The organism is Rathayibacter sp. VKM Ac-2759, from assembly GCF_009834225.1.
Taxonomy (GTDB): Bacteria; Actinomycetota; Actinomycetes; order Actinomycetales; family Microbacteriaceae; genus Rathayibacter.
Genome location: NZ_CP047177.1, coordinates 104,479 through 129,158 on the forward strand (window position 1 = coordinate 104,479; position 24,680 = coordinate 129,158).

Consider the following 24,680-nt stretch of genomic DNA (forward strand, 5'->3'; position numbering starts at 1 on the left):
CGAGCATCCCCTGCTCCACCGTTTCTGCCGACCTCCGGCCTGACAGAAAGCACCCCATGAAAACCAGCACCAAGGTCAACCTCATCGCGATCGGCGCCGTCGTCCTGATCGTCGTGGTCATCGCGGCGATCACGACGTTCCGCCCGTTCTCACCCTCTCGCGAGGAGGTCGCCGCGTCGACCGCGGTGCTGGAGGAGAACACCCACCGTCTCGACGTCGCCGAGAACGGGGAAGTGACGTTGGTGGAGTTCCTCGACTTCGAATGCGAGGTCTGCGGGCAGGTGTACCCGACCATCGAGGAACTGCGGGAGGAGTACGCCGGCCGGGTCACGTTCGCGACCCGCTACTTCCCGATCCCCTCGCACCGCAATTCGAAGAACGCGGCGATCGCGGTCGAGGCCGCCGCGCAGCAGGACCGGTTCGAGGACATGTACGACCGGATGTTCCAGACGCAGGCCAGCTGGGGCGAGAGCCAGGACTCCAAGGCCGACGTGTTTCGCGGCTTCGCCCAGGAGCTCGGGCTGGACATGGCCCAGTTCGACGCCGACGTCGCCGACCCGGCCACCGCCGAGCGCGTCGATTTCGATTTCCAGGCCGGTCAGGACCTCGGCGTGCAGGGCACCCCCACCATCTTCGTCAACGACGAGGCGATCGATCTTCAACGACTCGACGACATCAAGGCGGCCCTCGACGCCGCGCTCGCCTCGTGACCGGCGTCCCGCGACGCACCCTGCTCACCCTCCCGGTGATCGCGGCCGTCGCGCTGGCCACGACCGGCTGCGCCCAGGATGAGCTGTCGGAGCAGTACCGGACCGGGTCGAACAAGAACTACGTCGCCGGCGACGGGACCGTCGTCGAGTGGCCCGCCGAGACCCGAGGCGAGCCGGTGGAGTTCACCGGGCTCAGCGAGACGGGCGAGACGATCACGGCCGAGGACTATCGCGGCACGGTCCTGGTCGTGAACTTCTGGTACGCCGCCTGCGCGCCCTGCCGTGCGGAGGCACCCGATCTGCAGGCCCTGTATGAGCAGTACACCGGGCAGGGCGCTGAGTTCCTCGGCGTCAACGTGCGCGACCAGGCCGACACCGCAGCCGCTTTCGCCCAGACGTACGGCATCACCTACCCCTCGATCGTCGACGTCGACGCGGCCGCGCAGCTCGCGTTCTCCGGCGAATTCGCCGCGAACGCCGTCCCCACCACCATCGTCCTGGACGCGGAAGGGCGCCCCGCGTCCCGCATCCTCGGACGAGTCACCGCCCGCTCCATCCTCGACACCCTCATCGCGGATGCCATCGCGGAGTCGGCGCCGTGAATTGGAGCGAGACCGTCTTCGCCGGCCAGCTGCTGCTCGCCGCGCCCATCGCGATCCTCGCGGGACTGGTGTCTTTCGCGTCTCCGTGCGTGCTCCCCCTCGTCCCCGGCTACCTCGCCTACATCGGCGGGAACCCCGACCTCGCCACCGGCAGCCGCCGACGGCTGCTGCTCGGGGTGGGACTGTTCATCAGCGGCTTCGCCGTCGTGTTCATCGCCTACGGCGCCGCGTTCGGTGCCCTCGGCACCTGGCTTCTGCAATGGCAGGACGTGATCACCCGGATGCTCGGCGCGTTCGTGATCCTCATGGGCATCGTGTTCATCGGACAGATCCGCTTCCTGCAGCGCACCATCAAGCCGCGATGGAAACCCGCGACCGGGCTGCTCGGCGCGCCCCTTCTCGGCGTCGTCTTCGGCCTGGGCTGGACGCCCTGCTTCGGACCCACCCTCGCCGCGATCTCCGCCCTCAGCCTCGACGGCGCCTCCGCCGGCCGCGGCGCCCTCCTCGGGCTGCTCTACTGCCTCGGCTTGGGGATCCCGTTCCTGCTCATCGCCCTCGGCTTCTCCTGGGCGAGCACCGCGACCGCGTTCCTCAAACGCCACATCCGCACCATCAACCTCATCGGCGGACTGCTGCTCATCCTCATCGGCATCGCCATGCTCACCGGCCTGTGGACCGAGGGGATCTACCGCCTCCAGAACCTCATCAACGGCTTCGTCACCCCCATCTGACCCCGCCCGTGACGCACCCACCCCGGATCACCCCGAACGACGAGACGAGCCACCCCGCCGTGCCCAGCACACACCCCGCCCTCGACGAAGCGCCGCAGCGCCCCTCACGGACGACCCGCGTCGCGCTGATCCTCGGCGCGCCCCTCGCGGCCGGCGCCGCACTGCTCGCCCTCGCCGCGACCGGCGCCCTGGACCCCGACCGGCTCCTCATCGACCCCGGCGTCGTCGCCACCCGCGGCCTGCCCCTCGCCCGCGTCCTGCACGACCTCGCCGCGACGCTCACCGTGGGCCTGCTGCTCGTCGCGCTTCTCCTGCCCCGCTCGAACCGCTCCGGGAATGCGGTCCGGGAGACGGCGATCCGGTGGGCGTCCTGGGCGGCCGCCGCCTGGGTCCTCTCCGCCGCTGCGGTCCTCGTGTTCACCGTCGCCAACGCGATCGGCGCCCCCGTCAGCTCCCCCACGTTCCCCGCGCAGCTGTGGTTCTACATCACCCAGCTCGAGCTCGGGCAGGTCCTGCTGCTCTCCCTCGCCGCCGCCGCGGCCGTGCACGTAATAACTCTGCTCACCCCCGACCGGGCGTGGAGCATCGCCGCGTTCGCGCTCGCCCTGTTCGCTCTGCTCCCGCTCGCGTTGACCGGTCACGCGGCCGGCGCCGACGAGCACATCAACGCCGTCAACAGCCTCGCCGTGCACCTGATCGGGGTGACCCTGTGGGCTGGAGGCCTGCTCGGCGTCGTCCTCCTCGCCCGACGCCTCGGCGCGGCCTTGCCCGACGTCGCCGAACGGTACTCGAGGGTCGCCGGATTCGCGTTCGCCGCCGTCGCCCTCTCCGGGATCATCAACGCCTCCCTCCGCCTCACCGACCCCACCGATCTCGCCACCCCCTACGGGACCCTGCTGATCATCAAGACCACCGCCCTGCTGGCACTCGGCGCTATCGGCGCGTGGCACCGCGCCCGCGTGCTGCCCGGCCTGCGAGTCGAGAGCCGGCGTCGCCGGGCGTTCCTGCGCCTCGCCGCGGTGGAGCTGGTGATCATGGCCGCCACGATCGGCGTGTCCGTCGCGCTGTCTCTCTCCGAAACCCCGATCGGTGACGCGACGGTGAACGATCCCCGCCGTAACCTCCTCGGCTTCCCCTACCCCGACCCGGTCACCGTCGGCCGCCTGTTCACCTCCTGGCACCTGGACTGGATCGGCCTCGCCGCCGCCGTGACCGTGGCCTTCTGGTACCTGCGCACCCTCGCCCGGCTGCGCCGCATCGGCCGCACCTGGCCTCTCCGGCGCACGATCGCCTGGTGCGCAGGCGTGCTGGTTCTGCTCTGGGCGACGAACGGTGGACCCGGCGTCTACGCGCAAGTGCACCTCAGCGCGCTCCTCGGACAGCACCTGCTTCTCGCCGCCGTCGTCCCCGCGCTGCTCGTCGCCGGGAGACCGGTCGATCTTCACCGCGCGAACCGCGCCGCACACCTGCCGCCGTTCGCCCTCCCTCGTGCGTCACGCCGACCCGGGGTCCTCGGGCAGGTGCTGCGGCGGCCGAGCGTCGCCGTGGTCCTGTTCTTCGCGAACCTCGCCGCGTACTACGGCACCGACTGGCTGCAATGGTCGCTGTTCTTCTACCAGGGGCGCGCCGCGATCATCGCCACCAGCATCACCACCGGATTGCTGCTCGCCACCGCCCTCTCCCGTCGCCCCGAACGCACCAGCGACGCCATCGAGCAGCTGCTCACCCTGCTCGCCACCGTGGCCGGATTCCTCATCCTCGGCTGGACGCTGCGCGACACCGGCAGCATCCTTGCGCCGTCGTGGTGGATCGCGATGCTCTACCCCGACGACGCCGTCCTCTTCGATCAGGGCCGCGCGGGCGCAGTCGCCCTCATCGCCGCCACCGTCACCGCCCTGACCACCAGCGCACTCCTCAACCTCGCTCGACGACCCCGACGCACGACGGAGGCCTCCGCATGACCCGCCACCACCCCACCCCGCTCCGCAGGGTCCACCGCTTCGCGGTCTCCGCGGTCGCTTTCAGCGTCCTGCTGGCCGTCCTCGCTCCCGCTCCGGCGATGGCGGCGGAGTATCCGAGTTGGGAGGACGTCGAAGCGGCCCGCTCCAGCGAGACCAGTAAGCAGGCGCAGATCGGGGAGATCACCGCGCTGCTCACCGAGCTTCGCGACAACGCCGACACCGCGCGCAGCACTCAGGACGCGCGCGTCGCCGACTACGAGAAGGCGCAGGCGACTCTCGACGAAGCCACCTATCGAGCCGACGAGCTCCAGACCGCCGCGGATGAGGCGAAAGCCCTTGCGGAGCAGTCCCGGAAGCAGGCCGGTCAGCTCGCGTCCACCCTCTCCCGCGCCGGCGGCACGAACCTCACTCTCGCGCTGCTGACCAGCGCCGACAGCGGCAGCCTGCTCGATCAGCTCGCATCGATGACCAAGCTGACAGAGAAGACCGACGCGATCTACACGACCGCCCGTACCGACTCCAACACCGCCACCGCCCTCACCGCTCAGGCAGAGATCGCCCGCGACGCTCTCGCGGATCTCGCGGCCGCCGCGGACGCCGCTCTCGCCGACGCGATCGCCGCGCGCGAGGCCGCCGACACCCGAGTGCAGGAACAGCAGGACTACGAGAGCACCCTCCGCAGCCAACTCGCCGTCCTCACCGAGAACCGCGCCGCGACCGAAGCCGACTACCAGACAGGCGAGGACGCGCGCCGCGCCGCGGAAGCAGCCCGAGCAGCCGCGGAAGCCGCCCGCATCGCTGCCCAGGCCGAAGCCGCCCGAATCGCCGAAGCTGCCCGCGCCGCTGCGCCAGCCAGCAGCACTCCAGCCGGAGGCACCACACCCGCAGGCGGCGGGGCGCCGGTCGCCGGCCCCTCCTCCCAAGGATGGGTGAAGCCCGTCTCCGGCCGCATCAGCAGCCCCTTCGGACCCCGCCCGCAGCAGCCCGTCGCCGGAGTGAACCCTTTCCACTACGCGACCGACATCGTCGCCAGCTGCGGGGCCCCCGTCGCCGCCGCCTCCAGCGGCACCGTCTCCTACTCGGGCGCGTTCGGCAGCTACGGCAACTGGGTCCTTCTCGATCACGGCAACGGGATCCAGACCGGCTACGCCCACAACTCCACCCTCCTCGTCGACGCGGGACAGACCGTCACCGCAGGCCAGATCATCGCCCTCGTCGGCACCACCGGAGCGTCCACCGGCTGCCACTCCCACTACGAAACCCGCACCGGCGGCGCACGCGTCGATCCCGAACCGTTCATGCGAGCCCGCGGCGTCACCCTCGGATGATCGACTCCCGCACCAGCGCGGCCCACAGACGTTCACTGATGTCGCCCTTGCCGCGACGTCAGTGATCGCGGCTGCAGTGCCTGGTCCGTATTCGGGTTACCGACCGGACACTGCAGCCGTGTTCCCCTGACCACTCCTCATCTGAAAGAATCTGCGCATGGATGCAGACAGTAGGTGCGGGCGGCACGTCGAGAGCCCGTACGTCGAACTCGCGGTCGAGGTGTTCTCGATGCTGGCCGACGCGACGCGGGTGCGGATCGTGCTCGCCCTCGCCGACGGCGAGCTCGCGGTGAACGACCTGGCCGAGCGGGTCGGGAAGTCGCCCGCGGCGGTGTCGCAGCATCTCGCGAAGCTGCGGCTGGCGCGGGTGGTCTCGACCCGTCAGGAGGGGACGCGGGTGTTCTACCGCCTCATGAACGAGCACGCCCGGCAGCTCGTGGCCGACGCGATCTTCCAGGCCGAGCACCAGCTCGGCGGCACTCCCGCCCACCACCACGGGGAGGCGTCCGATGCGGACCGCACTGCGTAGCCGGGGAGTGCAGGCGGCGCTGCTCTCCGCGGTCCTGTTCGGCGCGGGAACGCCCGCGGCGAAGCTCCTGCTCGACTCCGTCAGCCCCTGGCTGCTCGCGGGACTCCTCTATTGCGGCTCCGGGATCGGGCTGGGCCTCCTGCGCCTGGTCCGCCGCTCCCCGCGCGTGCGCCTCGAGCGCGGCGAGTACGCACCGCTCGGCGGCGCGATCCTCTTCGGCGGGATCCTCGGCCCCGTCCTGCTGCTCGTCGGCCTCGTGAACACGCCCGCCTCGGGAGCGTCGCTGCTGCTGAACGCGGAGGGAGTCGCGACCGCGCTGCTGGCCTGGTTCGTCTTCCGCGAGAACGTCGACCGGCGCATCGCCGTCGGCATGCTCGCCATCGTCGCGGGCGCCGTCGTGCTCACCGTGCCCGCGGGGATCGCGTTCGGCAGCCCCTGGCCGGCGCTGGCGATCCTCGGCGCCTGCCTGTGCTGGGGCATCGACAACAACCTCACCCGGAAGGTCGCCCTCACCGACGCGACCTGGCTCGCCGCGGTCAAGGGCGGCGTCGCCGGTCCAGTCAACCTCGTCCTCGCCTTCGCCCTCGGGGCGCAGCTGCCCGCCCTCGGCAACATCGCGGCCGCGATGACCGTCGGCTTCTTCGCCTACGGGGTGAGCCTCGTGCTCTTCATCGTCGCCCTCCGGCACGTGGGCACCGCCCGGGCGGGCGCCTACTACTCCGTCGCCCCGTTCTTCGGCGCCGTCCTCGCCGTCGTCCTCGGCGAACCGGTGACCGCACCGCTCCTCGTCGCCGCCGCGCTGATGGCCGTCGGGATCGGACTGCACCTCACCGAGCGCCACGAGCACGAGCACACCCACGAGCCGCTCACCCACGACCACTGGCACACCCACGACGACCGGGACGAGCACCACCAGCACGAACACGACGAGCCCGTCCCCGCCGGCACCCGGCACCGGCACGTCCACACTCACGAGGCAATCACCCACACCCACGAGCACTACCCGGACAGCCACCACCGCCACGAGCACTGAGAGGATCGGCCGATCGCCACCTCGCGCCGAGAACGTCCGACCCCTCGACGAGGCTGTCGCCGCCCGGATCCAGGCCGAACTCCTCACCTAGCCGCGTCAGGCCGCCGCGAGGGCGATGGCGGATCTGCTCCTCGATGGCGACTCGGGACCGTGCCGCCGAAGCGGGGTGACGGGATCGTTCGGCCGGGTCGGGGTGGGGTTGTAGGTCGTCTGGTCGCGGAAGATCGCCCAGATGACGTTGATGCGGCGCCGAGCGAGAGCGATCAGCGCCTACTTGTGCGACTTCCCCTCCTGGCGTTTCCGTTCGTAGAACGAGCGCGAGACCGGGCAGTTCCTTGACGCGATGAACGCCGCCTGGAAGCAGGCGTTCAACAGTCGCCGGTCGTATCGCCGTGGCCGGTGATGGTTGCCGGAGATCTTCCCGGAGTCACGCGGCACCGGGGCGAGACCGGCGAAGCTGGCCAGCCGGTCCGGCGTATCGAACGCGGCGAGGTCAGTACCGGTCGCGGCAAGGAAATCCGCGGCGAGCCTGCGCCCGAACCCAGGAATCGACACCAGAAGATCCGCGGATCTGCTGTCCTGCAAAGCGGCTTCGATCTCCCCGTCGAGCTCGGCGACCTCGTCGCGGATGCGGAGGAGATCACGCGCGGACCGGCTCACCAGCCGAGCCGCTGCCCCCTCCCCCACGACGACCGATGTCTGCTCGCGCGCGGCTTCCACCGCCGTCTTCGCGACCGCCGCGGATTTCCAGCAGCCCTGTCCCTTCAACCACGCCGCCAGCCGGCTCTCCCCCATGCGCCGGATCGCACCGGGGGTCGCGTACCGGGTGAGCAGCACCAGAGGTCCCCTGGTCGTCGCGTAGTTGAATGCCCCCTCGAGCGACGGAAAGTAGTGGACCAGGATGGCGCGCAGGCGATTCACGGCGCGGGTGCGATCGTGCACCAGGTCTTCTCGTCGCGCCGAGAGCAGGCGCAGTTCCGCCGTGACCTCGTCGGCCTGGCGCATCAGCGTCACGTCTCGCCGGGTCCGCGCTTGGTCGGCGATGATGACCGCGTCCTTCGCGTCTGTTTTGGCTTCGCCGCGGTAGGCGCCCGAGGCGTGATGCACGACGCGGCCTGAGATGTAGAACAGCGGCTGCGCATGCGAGTGCAGGAGCGTCTGCAGCAGCCCTGTCCCGCCGTGGTTGAGATCCGTTGCCCAGGCGACGTCGGTGCCGCCTGGCAGGGAGGCGACGTCTCCCATCAGGGTCAGGATCGCCGTTTCTCGGTTCTTGAACCGTTGGGAGAGCAGCTTGGTTCCGTTGGCGTCGATGACGACGCAGTGGTGTTCGGTCTTGCCGGCGTCGATACCGGCCCAGAGTTGGGGTACGCAGGGTCCTTCCGTTGAGGGTGCGGTGCGCCGTGAACGACCTTGCCGGCATGTCCTTACGGGGCGATCTGGTCGCGTTTCTCAATGAGCGGTCCTGCCGTTGCGGGGTCCCGGGCGGCTAATCACGGCGTGCCATCAGTCGGCTGAAGGCGGTCAGCCATACCCGGGACCCCTGGCGCGTTCCGGAGCCTACAACTGCCCCGGATCCACGGAAATAACGGTAAGGAAGGCGGTTCTCCGCCTTAGCAACCGGAGGGCGCAGTGCAACCAGCTTGTTCAATGGGGGCAGGGATGACGGGTCTGCAGCCCGTGGTCCTCAGATCGTGGATGGTCTCGCTCTAGTGCAACCTGTCGGCTCTTGTGGCCTGGCTTCCTGCGGGCGCGCGGGCCATCCACGATCTCTTGGCGGCGTGGCTCGAGAGAGGCCTGGATGCGTTCTGGAAGCTGGTTTGCCCTCCGCCAAACCCATTGAATGGACTGAGCTGGAGGGCACGACATGTCGACGACGATCATTGGTATCGACCCGCACAAAGAGAGCTGGACAGCGGTAGCTGTCGGCCCTCGCGGTGAACGGATCGGCGCCGTGCGGGCGCCGGTAACGAGCGCCGGCTACCGGCAACTCCGGCGGTTCGCGGCCCGTTTCCCCGAGCCTGTCTGGGCGATTGAGGGCGCCTATGGTCTCGGAGCACCACTGGCGGCGATGCTGACCGAGGACGGAGTCACCGCATGGGACGTCCCCGCGAAACTCGCCGCACGAGTGCGGGTCCTCTCCACCGGCCACAGCCGGAAGACCGACGAGGACGACGCCCTCTCGGTCGCGGTCGCCGCCACGACGTCCAGCAAGCTGCGAACCGTGCAGGTCGACGCGGCCTCCACGGAGCTGAAGCTGCTCACCGAGCATCGCGACGACCTCGTGCGCACCCGTACCCAGACCATCAACCGGCTCCACGCCATCATGACGTTGCTGGTCGTCGGAGGAGCGCCTCGCAGGCTGACCGCAGACATAGCGGCTGCCCTGCTGCGCCGAGTCCGCTCGACCGAGAGCATGACCACAACACGCCGGCTCATCGCGGTCGACCTCGTCGCGGAGATCCGCCGTCTCGACAAGCGGATCTCCACCGCGACTGGACACATCCTCGAGCGGGTCAATGCGACGGAGTCCACCCTCACCGTTGTTCCCGGGATCGGGCAGCTCACCGCGGGGAAGATCCTCGCCCGCACCGGCCCCGTCACCCGATTCGCTACCGAGGCCCACTTCGCCGCTTATGCCGGCGTCGCACCTCGCGAGGTGTCTTCAGGCGACGTCGTGCGGCACCGCCTCTCCCGAAGCGGCGACCGGCAACTGAACTACGCCCTCCACGTGATCGCGCTCACCCAGGTCAGCATGAAAACCAGCCCCGGCCGAGTCTTCTACGAGCGCAAACGCGCCGAGGGCAAGGGCAGCAAGGAAGCGCTCCGCGCCCTGAAACGGCGCCTGGCAACGGTCGTGTTCCGCATCCTCGTCGCCGACCACCTACGCGCAGCGGTGGGTCCGGCGGGACAACCAGGAACGACGCTTCAATCCAGCGCGGCCGGCTCACATCCCAACGCCGACTCTTCGGATAAGTCACTCACCGAACCCACCTCAACAGAGCCTATCCACGTCGCCGCTTGACCAGAGAGGCGCCCGCAGGGCGGCGGTGGAGAGAGTTTCGGCGCGAAATAAGGGAGCGCAGCGACCGCGTACCGAAAGTCTCGGAAGAGCCGGTGGCGCAGCCACTTGAACGGAGCCCGGAGGTAGCTACGAGGCAGCGAAGCGGACGAGCCGCCGAAGGCTTCCCGGAAACGAAACGCGAGCCCATCGGGCGAACATCAGCGGCCGGCACCGCCGGCCGAACGCTTGGGCGGCGCTCCGTCGCCGCTGCGCGAGTGCAGCTCGCGCCCCCGAAACGGGATGGCGGGGAGTGTGAGGGGGTCGCCCCTCACGGGCCGGCCCGGAAGCCGGCCCTCCGCCGTTCAGCTCGCCGCCGCCTCCGCGCTAGCTGCGACGTCGGCGGTAACGCGGTGGCTCCGAATGTCGGCGTAGGCGACGGAGTAGGGACGGGTCCCGCCGTTCCAGTCGAGGGCGACGGTCACGGTCTTAGGGTTCACGCGGGTCACGGTGCTCCACCCGAACTTGTGCTCGATCGCGTCGCCCTTGGCGATCGTGTCGCGGCTGTGGATCGCGGTCGCACCGGCGGCGGCCTGTGCCTCGCGGACGGTGCTCCAGTAGTCGCGCTCGTTCTCGCGCTGCGCCCGCTCGGTGCGCAGACGGTCGAGCCGCGCGCCGGTGGCGGGGGCGGTCGTCTCGATGTGGCCGCCGCCGAAGTTGTGCGAGCCGCCCTCGATCCGGCGGGTGAGGAGTCTGACGTCGGTGTCGAGTCGGTCGATGCGGTGGGCGACCGTACGCGGGAGGTAGCGGGTCTCGGTCGTCCCGGCGGCGATGTCGGCGCGGGCGCGGGCGCGGGTGGCCTCGCGGTCGGCCTCGACGCTGCGGCCGAAGGCGGCGTCGGCCTTGGCGATCGCGTTCCGGTGGTGGTTTTCGGAGTGGTGGCCGATCTTGATCGGCTCGCCGCCCTCGGGGAGGCGGCGCAGGGCGCGGCGCGCGGCCTCGTCCGCGTCGTCCGCCTGCGCGGCGCGGCGGTCGGCCTTGGCGTCGAGCGCGTCGACGCGGGCGGCCTGGCGCTGGATCTTCGCGACCTCGGCCTCGGCGGCGGGGCGGAAGCTCTCGTCGGCGTCGACGGTGATCTCGTGCCCTGCCGCGCACAGCGCGGCCGCGGCGCGGTTGATGGTCGACCACTTCGGGAGGCGGTCGCGGGACTGCGGGACGTACCAGGCGGCGATGGTGCGGCCCCAACGCCAGCCGGACGCCTTCAGGATCTCGGCGGTGCCGTCGCCGCGGCTGGTGCCCTCGATGAGGGTTCCGGCGTCGGGGGTGTGGGTGATGGTGAGCATGCTCTGTCTCCTTCTCGTCTCGGGGTCAGTCGTTGGCGCGGTAGTCGGCAGGCGTCTCGCTGCGGTCGTGCAGCGCGTAAGCGGCGGGGAACAGGTCGAGCGCTCGGGCGACCGCCACCGGAACGACGACGAAGGCGCCGGAGGCCATGTAGCCGACCCGGCCCGCGGCCACGGGCTCGACCGGCTCGAAGTGCTGCAGTGTCACCCCGGCCAGCGACGCGCGGCCCTCGCGGGTGACCAGGTGCACGGCCGGGGTCTGCTCGGTCACTAGGTCGCAGCCACCGGCGCCGACGATGACCACCTGACGGGCGGTCCGGCTGATGGCATCGACGCCGGGGCTGTGGGTGGTCATGGTGATGACTTCGGTACGGGTGCCGCGCTGCTGGCTCATGGTGTGTCTCCCTCTGGCTGATCGTTTTTCTTTGCCTCTCCGGCGGGGAAGACCGTTTGAGTGGAGGCGGCGCAGTGACGCCGATCACGAGCGATGTGAGGGAGCGCAGCGACCGCGTTCGGGATCGGTGGCACGCAGCCGGTGGAGCGAAATAGGTTGAAACCGCGGAGAGGTGAAGAAAACAGGCGGACCGGGCCGCCGTGGCGGTCTCCGACGGGCGGCGCTCCGTCGCCGCTCCGCGAGAGTAGCTCGCGCCCAGGAACGGGTGGTCTAACCGCCTACGACACCTAGGGTCGGGTACGCAACAGAGCGAACCCGGACCACGACCCGATCGACAACGACACCCGAGCGGCTGTAATCGCGGACGCGATGCCCTGGCCATCTCCAGCACGATGACCGTGCTGATCTAGACACGGCTAGGTGGCCTGGATAGGTTGCAGGCGGGCGTTCGCCCCGAGGGGGTAGCGCGTGCGGCAGGTTCTGATCGTTGTCCTGCTTGCCGTTGCAGTCGTCGCCGGCCTCGTCGTCGCCGTGGGCTTCTACGTCGCGCGGGACCCTGAGTATTACTGCCTGGTGGACATCATCCGCAATTCAGCGGTATCCGCGACCGACACAGTTGTCGACGTCGAGAGCCGTCTGAGCCTTCTCCCGCTGGGTACTGAGTGCACCTTCGTGACCGATGACGGCGCACGGTTCGTAGTCGAACCCGGCTGGATCGCAACCGTCCTCGCACTAGCGGCGGTCGCATCCGCCACCACTGCGGCCTACATCGCAGTATTCGTACCACGTCAGCGGAGCAGCTGGCGTTAGGGGGAGAAGGTAGAAGATGAGACGACCACTTACGCTCGCACTGACGGCGGGGGTGATTACAGCAGTCATCCTGGCCGGGAGTCCTGCATACGCATCGGCGAATCGCAGCACCGCCGCTAAGGCGACCAATTCGCAGAAGGTCACCAACACCACGGTGACGCTTCCACTGTCGCATGCGGTCACGCTGCGGGATGCGGTGAAGTTCGCTCCGAGGATCGCCTCTCAGGTCACGGGGTTCCGGTTCGAGAACGGCGACATCGAGGGCGAGTATTCGCCTACGCCTGACCAGACGCTCGAGCAGTTCCTCGCGGGATTCTCGGAGCGGTTTGGCACTCAACCTGAGGTGACGGGTGTCGTCGTGAAGGTGGCGGTCGAGGAGGCGCAGCAACGGGTAGGCGCGCGGAGCGCTCCCCTCGACCCTGGCGCACCGGCCTTCGACGCACCGGCAGTGACGCTCTCGCCGGAGTACGCGAAGGTCGCGGAACCGCCAGGGGCAGGGGCCTCTGAGCAGCGGGTCGCGCAGTCTGCGGTTGCCGCGGCGGACCCGGTGGACTGGCGGCCGAATGATTTCGAAGCGTCCATCACCAATTACAACGGCCGAGCGGACTTTTTCACGAGCTACTGGTGGCATAGCGGCAGCAACCCCAGCCAGATGCCTCTCGGGTTCGGTGCCGAATTTGAAATCAACTTGATAAATTCGGCTTCAACGAGTACCCGGCCGGCCTGCCTTTCGGGATACAAAGATAAGTTTTGGGCAAAGAATTACAGCTTTAACTGGGCGCTTTATAAGTCGGATTCAAGTGCCGCGAGTCACGCCGGCGTGGGCGCCTACGCGGATTACAACGACCTTTTGGACACCTGCAACCGCAATTCGATTGCGATCGGAATGCGCTACCCGAGAAATATTGCGGAGGCACCGGGGATGGGCTTTGGAGTCCAGATCTGGGTATCGGCGCCACGTGGGACGACCACGACGAGCAAGATCGGCGGCCTCGTGCAGGCCATATCTGACCACTACTGCAGGTCGGGCCCAGGGGCATCGATGGCTCTTACCGACTGCATGGGTGTCACCGCAGGCAGCTGGCCCTTGGCGCCCGGTCTGAAGTCGCGCACGACGTTAAACGAGACGCGGGGATGGACCGCACCTGCGAAGTGCTGGACCTCTCAGAAGAAGGGGCTTGAGGATCCGGTGGCGCTAGTGCCCTGCTGACTCGGTAGCACGACGTGGAGGAGGGAGTTCCCCACAGGCGACCCCCTCCCCTGCGTACTGAGTGGCCCGCCTAACTCCATGGACGCCCACGGGATCAGGACCAGCACCGTCGCGGTTCATCTTGTTATGCGTCGTTATCACTGATTCAACTTCTTAGGCATGAAGCGAGAGCGACCCTTGGAATGCCAGTTTCAAGATTCTCGTTGACCGTCGCGGGCTCGAACGCCCCAATACTCGCGAACCGCAATCTCGATTACCGACCGTTGCGTCAGTCCCTGCTCATCCGATGCTGCGTCGATGAGCTCGGAGATGTCCTGAGAGATACGAGTGGAGAACGGCACGGTCAGCTCCCTCCCCCGCGGCCTACCTCGTCGAGACGGCAAGGGGGCGGGCGGCTCGAAGGACGGCGATGCCATCACCGGAGGTCGATCCAGGTTCCGTAAATCCCTCGTAGACGCGGCGGCGTTCGAAACAGCAGGAGCAGGCTTGGTCTGGTAGTCGACAGGGTCGATCGATTCGTCGGGCGCTGGCGTCGGACGACGGCGCTGCAGTGACGCCGGTCGATCCTCGATCTCGCTCATCGGATTACCTGCTCCACGATCTCGGTGTACGCAGCAAGGACTGGGGCTCCCTTTCGATAGTTGCCGTACCATTCCCCAACCAATCGCACTTCTGGGACGATCGCGCGGTCAGGAACAAGTGGAGTAAGCAAGAGGCCAGTAGCCCGCAGCTCTTCGATGCTCGCCACCGCAGGTCGGCTCATGATTGTCTCTTTTACGCCACCAACTACGATTCCGGCCTCGGTGATCGAAGCAGGAGCGCCGAGACGACGGCGGTTGATGCGAAACTGCTCGATCGTTCTGCGAGCCCCCTCCACCCCGTCGACGCCGTCTCCGCTGGGCGTCGCCGCGTAGACGACCGTATCTGCCGCGTTCAGCGCCGCAAGCGTCAAAGGCCCGCCTTGCCGATTGGGACAATCGATAACGACAAGGTCCGCGTTAAGGCCCAACAAAGATACTTTCAACCTGATCTCGGCGTGATCAGCTCGGTCGGCTTCACGATTAGAAACCGATCGAGCGGAAGGAATTACGCGCAAGTTATCATTCCACGAGCTGCTGACGGCCAGGTCTTGAGCCCAACCCTCCGGATCAGGGTCTCCGAGGATTGCCCCCACATGCAAGCCCTCCCCCGTCGGCACAACATTGAGCCACTTCGTCGTCGCTGCGCGTGGGTCGAGGTCGATGAGCAGAACCCGCTTCCCCCTCGTCGCGGCGACCATCGCCAGGGAGACGGCCGTCGTGGTCTTGCTGACCCCGCCTGATTCGCTGTACACCATGACTACCTGCATGCTGTTCATCATACACGCATGCCAGCTTTCCTGCCATGCATCATGCAATCTACATTTCATGCATGCATGAAAACCCTCATTCATGACTACAGGCAGGCAGGCAGGCAGGCAGGCAGTAAATCGACAACTGTGGACGAGCGAGTGCTGTCGCCAGCTCTGACCAGTGGGGCATGGCGCGGGCGGACAAGGGGCCGCGCTTCATCGTCTAGACGGGTCCCTTGCGGATCCGTACGGTTCCGAGGCCCGACGGCAGAGCGGCCGTGGCGCTTGGTCACGGCGTCGATGGTGTCGCCGAAGCCACTGGTGTCGAAGGCGGTATCGAAGACGTCGAGTAAGACCTGGAAGTTCGTGGGGGAGAGGTTGCTGAGGCCGGCTCGAACGTTCCGCGTTCTCCCGCGCGGCCGCGGCCGCGGCGTACCGATCGCGGCCTTGACGAGCGCCACCGGGTCGTCGGTCGGTACTGGGAAGCTGGCCAGGTCGCTCGCGGACTCGTACAGCCCGTCCGCGAACGGCGACGTCGACGCGAACACGCTCATCGTATTCGTCACCGATCCCTGCATGCACGGGTGGTGGGCGGCGCGCTGTGCGTAGGCGGAGAGCACCTGCTCCATGTCCGCGATCGTCGTCATCGGAGTGACGAACGAGCGGGAGAGGATGAGCTGATCGTGCAACGTCGGCGCCGCCTCGAGGGGGATGCAGTCGACGCCGCAACTCGTAGACGGAGCGCTGTAGCACCACGGAGAACTTCATCCTGATCAGCGCCGGATTCGCGTCCCGGAGCTCCCGGATCATGTTAGATGGACAGCTCCGCGAGCCGCTTTGCGGTACGGCCGGCGACGCCCTACAGCTCTGTGACGTGCTGCGAGACCATCAGCGCGTCGAGCTGCTCGGCGGAGTAACCACTGAGTAGCTCCATCACACGGGTAGACAGCTCCCCGTACAGCTCGTAGTTGCTGGTTCGGGCGACCACTTCCGGCAGGCGGCCGGATCGGTTGAGAGGTTCGATCTTGAACCAGGGCGTGCCGTTCTCGATGCCGAGCTTCTTCACCTCGTCGGAGCGGGCGACCACGCATCCGTCGTTGTTGGAGAGGACAACCACGGGCCGGCCGTGCAGCTTCGGGTCGAACAGTCGCTCGCAGGAGACGTAGAAGCTGTTGACGTCGACCAGGCCTCTGCGCTGTTCAGAGCGCACGGTGGAGGTGGTGGAGGCAGACGGTGACGACGCCCCACACCTGGAGGTCGCTGAGCTCGGGGACGAGGATCGGCGGGTACTCGGAGTTCTCGGCGCGCAGGATGACGCCGCCGGGGGAGAGTTCGAGGCGCTTGACGGTGAGTTCGCCGTCGAGGATCGCGACGACGACGTTGCCGTCCTTGGGGGAGAGGGAGCGGTCGACCACGAGCTCGTCGCCGTCGCTGATGCCGGCGCCGATCATGCTCTCCCCGGAGACGCGGACGATGAAGGTGGAGGTCTTGTCGCGGATCAGGTGGTCGTTGAGGTCGAGGGAGCCGTCGAAGTAGTCCTGCGCGGGGGAGGGGAACCCAGCGGCTACCGCGTCGCCGGCGACGAGGAACGCGATCGCCACGGCGTCCAGAGCCGGAGTCGAGATCCGCTCCACGATCGTCACAGTCATCTCGATACCTCCTGACGCGTTCGAACATATGTTCGATGGAATTCGAGTGTAGGTCGGAGGGTCCGACAGCGCTCGTGTGCGCCTGTCGTTCGGCCGGTCGGCGGAGCCGTCTCGGGCGCGTCGAGCTCGTCGGGGATCCGCGTCGACCTCGAGGGTCAGCGTCGGGGCTAGGCAGCGGTGGAGGACCACCAGAGTGATCCGGGAGCGAGCATGCCGGTGCGTCCCCAGTGCAGCGCCTCGCGGTGATCGCCGCGGCCGGCGGCGTCGCGGGGGTAGAGCGGCCAGACGCGCTCACCGGGAGTGGTGTCCTCGAACAAGGGTCGGCTCGACACGTGTCGGCGTCGTGGGCGTTGCCTGGGGGAGGAGGAGCGGTGGGTCAGTTCGGCTTGCCACCAGGCCCAGACCTCGCGCTCGACGTCGTAGCGGTGGGCTCGATCTGCGAGGGCTCCGTCGACGCCGAGGATGCGAGCTGCGGCAGTGCGGAGGTCGCGCTTAGCGCGGGTCCACCCGGTCGTGTGCTTGATGATCAGCCGGTGTGTGCGTAGGCGGGAGAGAGCAGTGGCGGCGGTGCGAGTACTGACTCCGAGCAGCGTGGCGGCGGCGTCGAGGGCGAGGGTCCCTTCGCGACGCAGCAGAGCGTAGGTCTTTCCTGCCAGGTGTCCCAGGCCGGCGCGGGTGAAGAGGTCGTGCCGGGTGTCGGTGAGGTCGGCTTCGAGCATGGTGAGGAGCATGGTTCGTTCGGTGAAGATCGGACCGGGGGGGCGGGGGTTATTAGTGGTTGTGACCGGACCTTGCAGTGAGCCTGTGGAGAAGTGCTCGGACAGTCGCCATTCGCTGGCGTTCGAGCCGTCCGCGCGGACGGCGAGCTGCACGTAGCCGTCTTCGCGGAGAGTCCGCAGGGCGCTGGCCGCGGTGGTGCGGCCCAGGCCTGCGAGGAGGGCGAGGTCGCGGATGGACGCGGCGACGGTGCGCTTGCCGGTGTGCAGGGTGAGGTAGGCCAGCGCGGTGAGGATCGTCTTCTCCGATGTCGCCCGCTCACTCCGACCCCACCGGCCCGGGCTCACCCGGAACCGCTCGAGGAGGGCGCTGACGGCGCCGACGATGCTCTCCAGCTCCACCAGGTCGCCCGGCTCGCGCTCGGCCGGGAGAACGGCGTGCAGTGCCGCGTACTGGAGCGCCTTCTCCCACTGCCGTGTCAGGCGCTCGGCCGCTTCGTCGCGCGAGCGCGGGCGGCGATGGCCGCGGCCGGTGTTCTTGGTCCGGTAGTGCTCCATCCCGGGAGCGGTCCGAGCAGCGTGCTCGACGTCGGTCAGGGACCAGCCGGCGTGAGCGGCGGAGAGCAGACACATGAACGCCGTCCACGACGGATTCGCACCGCCACCCGCGGCCGCCATGTGCCCAGCGCCGGCCGCGCTGAGCTGGCGGTGCGCCCGATGCGCAGTGGTCGCGGCGACCGGGGGAGCGGCGTCGACGGACCGGGGCGGGCGGGACGCTTGCAGCGCAGTGGTCACGGCCTCGATGGCGGCCGCGGTGACGGTCGCATCCAGCAGCTCCTCCGCGCGACCCCGGAGCACGCTCGAGAAGCTGCCGTCGCGATGCGGGGACAGCGGCGGCCGAGCGGCGCCGGTGCGGGGGTTGCAGAGCATCCCGTGATCCAGCGTGCGGAAGTTCGCGCGCGCGGCGATCGCCAGCCGAGCCACCAACTCGGCCGGAGCACCCTCAGCGAGTGCGATCCACAGGTGCCGGCCGCCGGTCCCAGAAGACTGGCACACGAGATGAGCGACCTGGTGCGCGTCCAGAACGGCGGAGAGAGCGTCACAGTCGTCCGCAGCCTGCTCCATGAGGTCCGCGTCGACGCCGTGGGAGTCCTTACCGTCGAAGTCGAAGCACAGCAGCCGGAACAAGCCGGCGTGATCTGCGAGGTAGATCGCCCAGGGTGCGGTTGGCGCGACAGGGGAGACGAGGAACCCGGCTGGGTAGGAGTTCTCAGGCAGGCGCCCGTAGGCGTCTCGGCGCATCGTCCGCACGTGGTCACGCGGGCTCAGCCGACGCGACAATGACCATGCCTCGCCCGCCATCGTCGGCGTGATTTGGCGCGCCGGGCCTGTTGGTGCAGATTCGGCAAAATTGGGTATTATGAGGTCACCTCCTCCTCGCGGGGGTGGGTACAACAGAGGGCCGGCTGGTAACCGGATCGCTGTTGGAACTAGCTCGAACCTCTGGGCCTGGCAGCTGTGAGGGTTTGAGCTACGGAACTTGATGGGCCCGCCTAACGGCGGGCCCTTTTCGTTTAAGCGACTTGGGCGATCGGCCACTCCTGCTGCTCGTAGTCGTGATCCGGGGCGATCTCAACCGGGGCAAGTTCAGGCGCGCCAAGGGCATGGCACAGGTACGCCGCGGCAAGATCCCCGTACGGAATCCCCCTGCGGTCAGCTTCTGCCCGGATACGTGCACCGACGGTCATCGGTGGACGCACCTTCATCGTGTCGCGATCGCCCTTCGACGGTCGTCCGATCTTCGCGCTTGCCATGGACCCATTAACACCGAAGTTCCGGGAACCGAAAGGATTGACGAGGGCGTGTCGCATCAAGACTCCCCTCCCGGCTCGCTCACGCGACCTCGTTCGGCGCGCACGGACGATTCTAGCCATGCCTAGCCTCGGGGATCTAGCGAAACAGCTGACGCACGGATGCCACGCCCACGACCACCGAGGAGCCCGTGTGAGAGCGCAGGTTGGGCGGTCGCTCCGCCCCAATTTGGCTCAGTGCCTCATGGTGGTGGCCTCAGCCGGCGCGGTGAGCGGCCCGACACACAGCTATCCGCGCGAAAGAAGCGCCACGGCTCGGCGTAACAAGCCGTGGCGGAACGCGCGCGCAAGGCTCGTCTCGCCGTTGCAGAACCGGAAAAAGTAGTTGGCTCCGAGTCTCGAGTGAGCGGTGACGAGGTGGACGAGCGCGGAGCGCTTCTCGAAGAAACGGAGAAGCGACGATCCTGCACTGATCTCCGGTTCGAGCTCTCGGGTGATCTGCACGGAGTAGTCGGCCAGGGCAGCACCGTCGCCGGCCGCTGCGGCCGCGGCCGCTGTGCCGGCCCAGGTCCCGGAGCGCAGAGCAAAGCTGATGCCTTCCCGAGTCCACGGCTCGAGGAGACCTGCCGTCTCTCCGGCCACGAGGACGTGACCACGGTAGGACGGCGTTCCCACCTTGCGCCATTGAGTCAGGTGCCCGCTCTCGTGCAGCGGGGGAGTGGTCGCCATGCCGAGCCGAGAGAGCCACTGGTTGAGGTACTCGCGGGTGTGCGGAGCAGTGCCTTTGGCCTCGATGACGCCGACCGTGAGGGAGTCCTTTTTGGGGAACACCCAGGCGTAGGTGCCCGGGCGAGGACCCCAGTCGAGCAGAGCGGTGTTGCGCCAGTGCTCGCCCTTGGGCATCGGGATTTCAGCTTCGAGGCCGAGGTCGGCCTGTTCAATCTCGACCCCCACGTATCGGCCGATTCGACCGCCGGAGCCGTCTGCGCCGACAACTATGTTGGCCGTGAAAGTGCCCTTGTCCGATGTGAGCGTGACGAGGCTGTCCGCCTCGCTGATCGAGCGGACATTGACACCATCACGGAACTCGGCGCCGGCCGCAATGGCGGCATCGACGTTCTGCTGGTCGAACGTCTCCCGCTGGACCATCACGAGCGCGGCGTCCGGGCCAGAACGTCGAGTGATGCGGCCCATGTGTCGTGAGAACCCGACTGCGCCGATGCGGCGGTCGAAGTCGTAGGAGACACCCGGCGCGAGGTAGTTGCGGGAGACCCCGATGAGACCGCCTCCGCATGTCTTGTAGCGAGGAAAGCGGGCCTTGTCGAGGAGGAGCACCCGTGCTCCATGATCGGCGGCGACGCGTGCTGCGCTGGCGCCTGCCGGCCCTGCACCGACGACGACGACGTCCCAGTGATTGTCGGCGGTCTCGTGTGTCATGGGGCAGAAGTCTATGGCGGCGAGCTTCCAGGCTTCGGTCAACTCCACCGTTGACCTAGGCATGGCTATAAAGTTGCAGCTTGCTCGTTACCGAGACGTGATGAGCGACGAACCAAGCGGGGAGTGTCAGATGAACCACCGGCAGCGCAGAGCAGAGGTCCAGCAGCTCGTCAGGGATCGTGGCATCCCGGAGGCAGTGAGCTTCGAGGAGCTGGTGAAGCACGTCGAGCGGTACCGAGGGACAAAGATCCGTTTCAAGCAGGACCCTCGCCTCAACGGCGAGCGAGTGTGTGGCGCGTGGACCGGCGATCCGACAACTCGCATCGACACAGTGCATGTTCCGGCTGACGCGAAGACCGAAGTGCAGCTCTTCATCGCTGGTCACGAACTCGGTCACATGCTGGCTGAGACGCCTGGCGCCGAAACTAGGCTCGGTGACGATCCGCGTGTGCAGGAGTTCCTCGCATCTGTGCTCAACCCGGGCAGAGTGGTCCCCTACGCATTCCACGGCATCGACGACCTCACGAACGAGCGCGAAGCGCGGGCTGAGGCGATCGGGGATCTGCTGGTGCTGCGCATCCTTCGTGGGCGTCGACGGCACGCGAATCGCGACTTCAAGTTCGAGCAAGTCTTCGCCGGATGAGCGTTGTCGACGCCGCAACGAGCGTTGCGACGTGGCTTGGCCGGATGAGCTTTATCGACGCCGCGACGATCGCGGTCACCTGGGTGGCCGCTGCTTCGACCCTTCGGAAGAAGATGCGCGAGAAGCGCTCCATGCTGCCGTCGGGCGTCGTGCTGTGGACCATCGCCTGCACCTTGCAGGTCGACGTTGTCTACGACTCTGTTGACACCTGGCTCGGCGGATCGAACACTACGAACCTGATCTACCGAGCACTCGTCATCATGGCTCTGGGGTGCCTCGAGGTGATGGTGATCCGAGCGACGCGAGGGCGCGGAACCCCTTGGGAAGCGCTCGTCGCAGCAGTGGTCGTGGCGATGGTCGCCCTACAGAGCCTTCTCTTCGTTCTCAGCTCTTGGCCGATCACCGACACTTACCTGTCTGCGTACGGCGGGGAGATCGGCCGCGAGCTGTTCTGGAACGTGATGCCTATCTGCATCGGTGCTTTCTCCGTCCACGTGATCCTCACCGTGGGAGCCGAGTGGCGGGCGCATTCGATCCGGGCGACACGCTGGGGGCTGGCGCTGATCGGCGTCGCAGCGGCCCTCGACCTGCTGTGGCTCGCGGAGAACCTGGCAACAAGCGCGTACCGCGTAGTGGGGGATCCGGGGTTCTTCCTCGGCCCGAACGGCGATGTTGTCGGCGCATGGCTCGTCGGTACGATGATCGCCTGTACAGGGTTAGGAGTGGCCGTCGCATCCGCGGAGACCCTCGTAGATCACCTGTGGATGCGTCTACTACTGGTTCGGGCCACTCCGGTCTGGCGCCGGGCCATCAAGTCGGCACCCGAGCTGACAATGACGGGTAGTGCGGGACTGGCGAGCTCGATCTTCACCCTGGAAGTCGAGCACGTCCTCTATCGAAGGTGGAAAGAGATGCTCGACTGCGAAAGAGCGGGAAAATTCGTTCCGACGAGCGCGGAGCGCGAACCCATAAACGAGATTGCGCGGACGCTCGGTGGCACCACCGAACGGACTCCGCAGCGCGAGCACGCTGGCATCAGCGGGCTTCTGAGCGTAGGGCGAGCGTGATGAGCGACACCGACTGGTACTCGCCAGAGCAGCGGCACGAGAGAGCAGAGCTCGCTCGTAAGCTGAATCTGCTCATGGACGTCATCGTTGCGGACGACGGCAAGCCGACGAGCTATCGCGCTCTCGCCACGTTCCTAGAGGCACGCGGCATCAAGCTGAGCCGCGCGCGCTGGACGTACATGACGAGCGGCAACCGCTACGTCGTCAACGACACGAAGCTACTGAGCGGCATCGCGGAGTTCTTCGAGGTCGACCCGAGCTACCTGATCGGGTCGGACAACGACGAGATCCCGGCGAAGGTGGAGGCTGCGTTGCAGTTCGTGCGCGCGGAACGTCTCGGTGCCGTGCGTCTGTTCGCTGCGCGCAAGCTCGGTGAGGTGTCCCCGGAGACGTTGGCGAAACTGACAGCGATTCTGGACGAGGCAGCTCAGGGAACCGAACGGGCACCCTCCGTCGATTAATTTCAAAAGTGTTTGCTAGGCATGCCCAGAAGGCATCCTAGGCATGGCTAGGACCTGTTAAGCTCACTCCTGTAGGCCGACAGCAGGGGACCCTCCCGCGCCGCGCCCACAGCGATGGGAGCGGCAGCCGATGGTCCGACTGAGCCTGAATTCGCGTGCGACGGCGGGGGCCGTCCTCGGGCTCGTCTCGGTACTGGCGCTGTCGGGCTGCACCATCGCACCTACCCCCGTCGACGCGGCTGACCCGAACGCGCCCGCGTCGACGGGGACGACCCCAACCTTGTCAGCGGTGAACGCTCCGACGTCGACACCGGAGACGCCGATAGGCGGCGATCACGACGAGTCGGCGCCCCACGATCACGACGTTCCCGCTGACCACTCCGCAGAAGCGGACACGACGGCACTCGCGACGCGAGCGACGTCGCTGTACTGCCGGCCTGGACTCGACTACGACACCTGGATCAACGAGCTGTATCCGGTGCTCTCGCAGCAGGCGGCCGTCGCCTACGAAACGGTCGACCCGGCGAACGTGCCCTGCACGAGCCTCACGGGCGCTGCAACAGTTCGAGACGGTGACGGTGCGTTCACGATGCGCATTCTCGTTCCTACCGACGCGGGGGAGTACTCCGTGTACGTCCACCGCCCCGCGGAGAGCACTCCCTGGGCCGTTGAACGGATCATCCCCTTGGGCTCGGAGTAATCCGGTGGTGAAGGGGGGAATGGGGGTTTTTGCAGCGGTCCTGGCACCGCTTCTCGCGATCGCGCTACTGCTGTGGCTGCTGTTCTTCGGCGCTGCTGAGGACGCTGCAGCATCCTGCCTGCCCGGCGGGGGGCCGGTGAACGTGTCCGCGATCCCTGCGGATGCGCGGGTCGGCGCCTACGGGCACGACCAGCTGGTGAACGCTGCACTGATCGTGAACGCGGGAGCGGCGAAGGGGCTCGGCGCGGACGGGCAGACACTCGGCGTGCAGACGGCGATCGGGGAGTCCTCCCTGGTGAACATCGGCTACGGGGACGGTGCGATCAACCCGGACGGGTCGGTCGCTGACTCGATTGGCCTGTTCCAGCAGCAGTCGAGCTGGGGCACCGTCGAGCAGCGCATGGACCCGACGACCTCGGCGGGCTTCTTCTACGACCGCCTCGTCGCGGTCGAGGGTTGGCAGGCGATGGAGCCCTCCATCGCGATCAACAAGGTCCAGCGCAACGCCGACCCGAACCACTACACGAAGTACCGCGCCGACGCCGTGGCGATCATGACCTACCTGGGCAGCCTCGGCAGCAGCACGACAACCCCCGCGACGACCGCTGCACCGGTCGAGCTTCCGTCGACGCCGGCCAGCACCGCACCTGCGACGGCTGCACCGATCGGTGGATGCGTCGCCGTGTCCGGAGACGCGCAGGCCCTCGCAGCCGCACTCGTGACGGCGATGGACGAGGGGCGCCTGCGTCTGCTCGAGGACAGGTACGCGCAGCAGATCCGCGACATGGCCGCCGGGACCGCCAAGGAGAACTGCGGCATCGACATGCGGATCCTCCAGATCATCACCATCGCGCTGAATACGTTCGGGAAGGTAGGGGTCTCCGACCTCAACCGACATTGCACCGGGTCACTGCTGGGCGCCGGCACCGGCTCTTCTCACTGGATGAACGGTGGCGGGAACGCGGTCGACTTCTTCTCCTTCGACGGCACGGCCACCACCGGCTGCGACGCGAACGCCCTGCAACTGCTGACGGTCTTAGACCCGCAGGTGCCCCAGGGCTCTCGCGCCGGCCAGATCCAGTGCCGCTCGACCACGTATCAGCACATCACCCAGTTCGGTGACACCCCGAACCACCTGCACTTCGACGTCGCCTACGCCGACGGCCCCCTCACCACCGGATAACCGGACCCTCTCGACGTCGCACCCGCGGCGCCGATCA

General features: G+C 67.8%; 25 protein-coding genes and 1 pseudogene. 15 read left to right on the top strand and 11 right to left on the bottom strand.

Features of this window, described 5'->3' with window-relative positions; translation table 11 throughout:
* Nucleotides 1-56: 56 nt before the first annotated feature.
* The 7 genes from GSU68_RS18950 (at nucleotide 57) to GSU68_RS18980 (ending at nucleotide 6,894) form a co-directional block, all read left to right on the top strand.
* Nucleotides 57-710 (top strand): thioredoxin domain-containing protein, encoded by a 654-nt coding sequence (locus tag GSU68_RS18950; protein WP_159910462.1) that lies wholly within the window; start codon nucleotides 57-59, stop codon nucleotides 708-710.
* A complete protein-coding gene (locus GSU68_RS18955) occupies nucleotides 707-1,312 on the top strand; it encodes a TlpA disulfide reductase family protein (RefSeq protein ID WP_159910463.1) in 606 nt (201 codons plus the stop codon). The genes GSU68_RS18950 and GSU68_RS18955 overlap by 4 nt, the downstream gene beginning before the upstream one ends.
* Complete coding sequence (locus GSU68_RS18960) at nucleotides 1,309-2,043, top strand: cytochrome c biogenesis protein CcdA (RefSeq protein WP_159910464.1); 735 nt, start codon at nucleotides 1,309-1,311, stop codon at nucleotides 2,041-2,043. The genes GSU68_RS18955 and GSU68_RS18960 overlap by 4 nt, the downstream gene beginning before the upstream one ends.
* Nucleotides 2,044-2,102: 59 nt before the next feature.
* Nucleotides 2,103-4,004, top strand: coding sequence for a cytochrome c oxidase assembly protein (locus tag GSU68_RS18965; RefSeq protein ID WP_159910465.1), 1,902 nt, complete (start codon nucleotides 2,103-2,105; stop codon nucleotides 4,002-4,004).
* Nucleotides 4,001-5,332 (top strand): M23 family metallopeptidase, encoded by a 1,332-nt coding sequence (locus tag GSU68_RS18970; RefSeq protein ID WP_159910466.1) that lies wholly within the window; start codon nucleotides 4,001-4,003, stop codon nucleotides 5,330-5,332. Before GSU68_RS18965 ends, GSU68_RS18970 begins: the two co-directional genes overlap by 4 nt.
* 157 nt (nucleotides 5,333-5,489) lie before the next feature.
* Nucleotides 5,490-5,861 (top strand): metalloregulator ArsR/SmtB family transcription factor, encoded by a 372-nt coding sequence (locus tag GSU68_RS18975; RefSeq protein ID WP_104349117.1) that lies wholly within the window; start codon nucleotides 5,490-5,492, stop codon nucleotides 5,859-5,861.
* The gene (locus GSU68_RS18980; RefSeq protein WP_104349118.1) at nucleotides 5,842-6,894 is read left to right on the top strand and encodes a DMT family transporter; all 1,053 of its coding nucleotides are present in this window, start codon (nucleotides 5,842-5,844) and stop codon (nucleotides 6,892-6,894) included. The genes GSU68_RS18975 and GSU68_RS18980 overlap by 20 nt, the downstream gene beginning before the upstream one ends.
* A 195-nt stretch (nucleotides 6,895-7,089) precedes the next feature.
* Here GSU68_RS18980 and GSU68_RS18985 read toward each other — a convergent pair.
* Nucleotides 7,090-8,241, bottom strand: a pseudogene (locus tag GSU68_RS18985) (IS110 family transposase); the annotation flags it as partial.
* Nucleotides 8,242-8,758: 517 nt separating this feature from the next.
* Between GSU68_RS18985 and GSU68_RS18990 the strand changes: the two are divergent.
* Nucleotides 8,759-9,916, top strand: a complete 1,158-nt coding sequence (locus GSU68_RS18990) for an IS110 family transposase (protein WP_104308586.1) — start codon at nucleotides 8,759-8,761, stop codon at nucleotides 9,914-9,916.
* 341 nt (nucleotides 9,917-10,257) lie between these two features.
* On the opposite strand, the gene GSU68_RS18995 is transcribed toward GSU68_RS18990, so the two are convergent.
* Together GSU68_RS18995 and GSU68_RS19000 are read right to left on the bottom strand one after the other, a co-directional pair.
* Nucleotides 10,258-11,235: a DUF3560 domain-containing protein gene (locus GSU68_RS18995; RefSeq protein ID WP_159910467.1), complete on the bottom strand. Its 978-nt coding sequence runs from the start codon at nucleotides 11,233-11,235 to the stop codon at nucleotides 10,258-10,260.
* Between the two features lie 25 nt (nucleotides 11,236-11,260).
* Nucleotides 11,261-11,626, bottom strand: a complete 366-nt coding sequence (locus GSU68_RS19000; protein ID WP_159910468.1) for a hypothetical protein — start codon at nucleotides 11,624-11,626, stop codon at nucleotides 11,261-11,263.
* Nucleotides 11,627-12,094: 468 nt separating this feature from the next.
* On the opposite strand from GSU68_RS19000, the gene GSU68_RS19005 reads away from it, so the two are divergent.
* Together GSU68_RS19005 and GSU68_RS19010 are read left to right on the top strand one after the other, a co-directional pair.
* Nucleotides 12,095-12,436 carry a hypothetical protein gene (locus GSU68_RS19005; RefSeq protein WP_159910469.1) on the top strand — a complete coding sequence of 114 codons (342 nt, stop codon included), beginning with the start codon at nucleotides 12,095-12,097 and terminating at the stop codon, nucleotides 12,434-12,436.
* Between the two features lie 16 nt (nucleotides 12,437-12,452).
* Complete coding sequence (locus tag GSU68_RS19010) at nucleotides 12,453-13,646, top strand: hypothetical protein (protein WP_159910470.1); 1,194 nt, start codon at nucleotides 12,453-12,455, stop codon at nucleotides 13,644-13,646.
* Nucleotides 13,647-13,837: 191 nt separating this feature from the next.
* Here the strand turns inward: GSU68_RS19010 and GSU68_RS19015 are convergent, their stop codons facing one another.
* The 8 genes from GSU68_RS19015 to GSU68_RS19050 all read right to left on the bottom strand — a co-directional run bounded on the left by GSU68_RS19015 (nucleotide 13,838) and on the right by GSU68_RS19050 (nucleotide 20,589).
* Nucleotides 13,838-14,227, bottom strand: coding sequence for a hypothetical protein (locus GSU68_RS19015; RefSeq protein WP_159910471.1), 390 nt, complete (start codon nucleotides 14,225-14,227; stop codon nucleotides 13,838-13,840).
* Entirely contained in the window at nucleotides 14,224-14,994 is a 771-nt protein-coding gene (locus GSU68_RS19020) for a ParA family protein (protein ID WP_159910508.1), read from the bottom strand. The genes GSU68_RS19015 and GSU68_RS19020 overlap by 4 nt, the downstream gene beginning before the upstream one ends.
* An 86-nt stretch (nucleotides 14,995-15,080) precedes the next feature.
* On the bottom strand, nucleotides 15,081-15,665 hold the full coding sequence (locus GSU68_RS19025) for a hypothetical protein (RefSeq protein WP_159910472.1): 585 nt from the start codon (nucleotides 15,663-15,665) through the stop codon (nucleotides 15,081-15,083).
* Between the two features lie 170 nt (nucleotides 15,666-15,835).
* Nucleotides 15,836-16,186 (bottom strand): hypothetical protein, encoded by a 351-nt coding sequence (locus GSU68_RS19030; RefSeq protein WP_159910473.1) that lies wholly within the window; start codon nucleotides 16,184-16,186, stop codon nucleotides 15,836-15,838.
* Nucleotides 16,176-16,625: a translesion error-prone DNA polymerase V autoproteolytic subunit gene (umuD, locus tag GSU68_RS19035; protein WP_159910474.1), complete on the bottom strand. Its 450-nt coding sequence runs from the start codon at nucleotides 16,623-16,625 to the stop codon at nucleotides 16,176-16,178. The genes GSU68_RS19030 and umuD overlap by 11 nt, the downstream gene beginning before the upstream one ends.
* Before the next feature lie 167 nt (nucleotides 16,626-16,792).
* The gene (locus GSU68_RS19040; protein WP_159910475.1) at nucleotides 16,793-18,703 is read right to left on the bottom strand and encodes a hypothetical protein; all 1,911 of its coding nucleotides are present in this window, start codon (nucleotides 18,701-18,703) and stop codon (nucleotides 16,793-16,795) included.
* Between the two features lie 212 nt (nucleotides 18,704-18,915).
* Nucleotides 18,916-19,155 carry a hypothetical protein gene (locus GSU68_RS19045; RefSeq protein WP_148060332.1) on the bottom strand — a complete coding sequence of 80 codons (240 nt, stop codon included), beginning with the start codon at nucleotides 19,153-19,155 and terminating at the stop codon, nucleotides 18,916-18,918.
* Between the two features lie 285 nt (nucleotides 19,156-19,440).
* The gene (locus GSU68_RS19050) at nucleotides 19,441-20,589 is read right to left on the bottom strand and encodes a geranylgeranyl reductase family protein (protein ID WP_123737464.1); all 1,149 of its coding nucleotides are present in this window, start codon (nucleotides 20,587-20,589) and stop codon (nucleotides 19,441-19,443) included.
* A 100-nt stretch (nucleotides 20,590-20,689) separates the two neighbouring features.
* On the opposite strand from GSU68_RS19050, the gene GSU68_RS19055 reads away from it, so the two are divergent.
* The 5 genes from GSU68_RS19055 (at nucleotide 20,690) to GSU68_RS19075 (ending at nucleotide 24,643) form a co-directional block, all read left to right on the top strand.
* Entirely contained in the window at nucleotides 20,690-21,232 is a 543-nt protein-coding gene (locus GSU68_RS19055) for a hypothetical protein (protein ID WP_148060331.1), read from the top strand.
* A complete protein-coding gene (locus GSU68_RS19060) occupies nucleotides 21,229-22,299 on the top strand; it encodes a hypothetical protein (RefSeq protein WP_159910476.1) in 1,071 nt (356 codons plus the stop codon). Before GSU68_RS19055 ends, GSU68_RS19060 begins: the two co-directional genes overlap by 4 nt.
* Nucleotides 22,299-22,760 (top strand): hypothetical protein, encoded by a 462-nt coding sequence (locus GSU68_RS19065; RefSeq protein WP_123737461.1) that lies wholly within the window; start codon nucleotides 22,299-22,301, stop codon nucleotides 22,758-22,760. The genes GSU68_RS19060 and GSU68_RS19065 overlap by 1 nt, the downstream gene beginning before the upstream one ends.
* Nucleotides 22,761-22,890: 130 nt before the next feature.
* Complete coding sequence (locus GSU68_RS19070; RefSeq protein ID WP_159910477.1) at nucleotides 22,891-23,460, top strand: hypothetical protein; 570 nt, start codon at nucleotides 22,891-22,893, stop codon at nucleotides 23,458-23,460.
* Between the two features lie 4 nt (nucleotides 23,461-23,464).
* Nucleotides 23,465-24,643: a hypothetical protein gene (locus tag GSU68_RS19075; RefSeq protein WP_159910478.1), complete on the top strand. Its 1,179-nt coding sequence runs from the start codon at nucleotides 23,465-23,467 to the stop codon at nucleotides 24,641-24,643.
* Nucleotides 24,644-24,680: the final 37 nt, after the last annotated feature.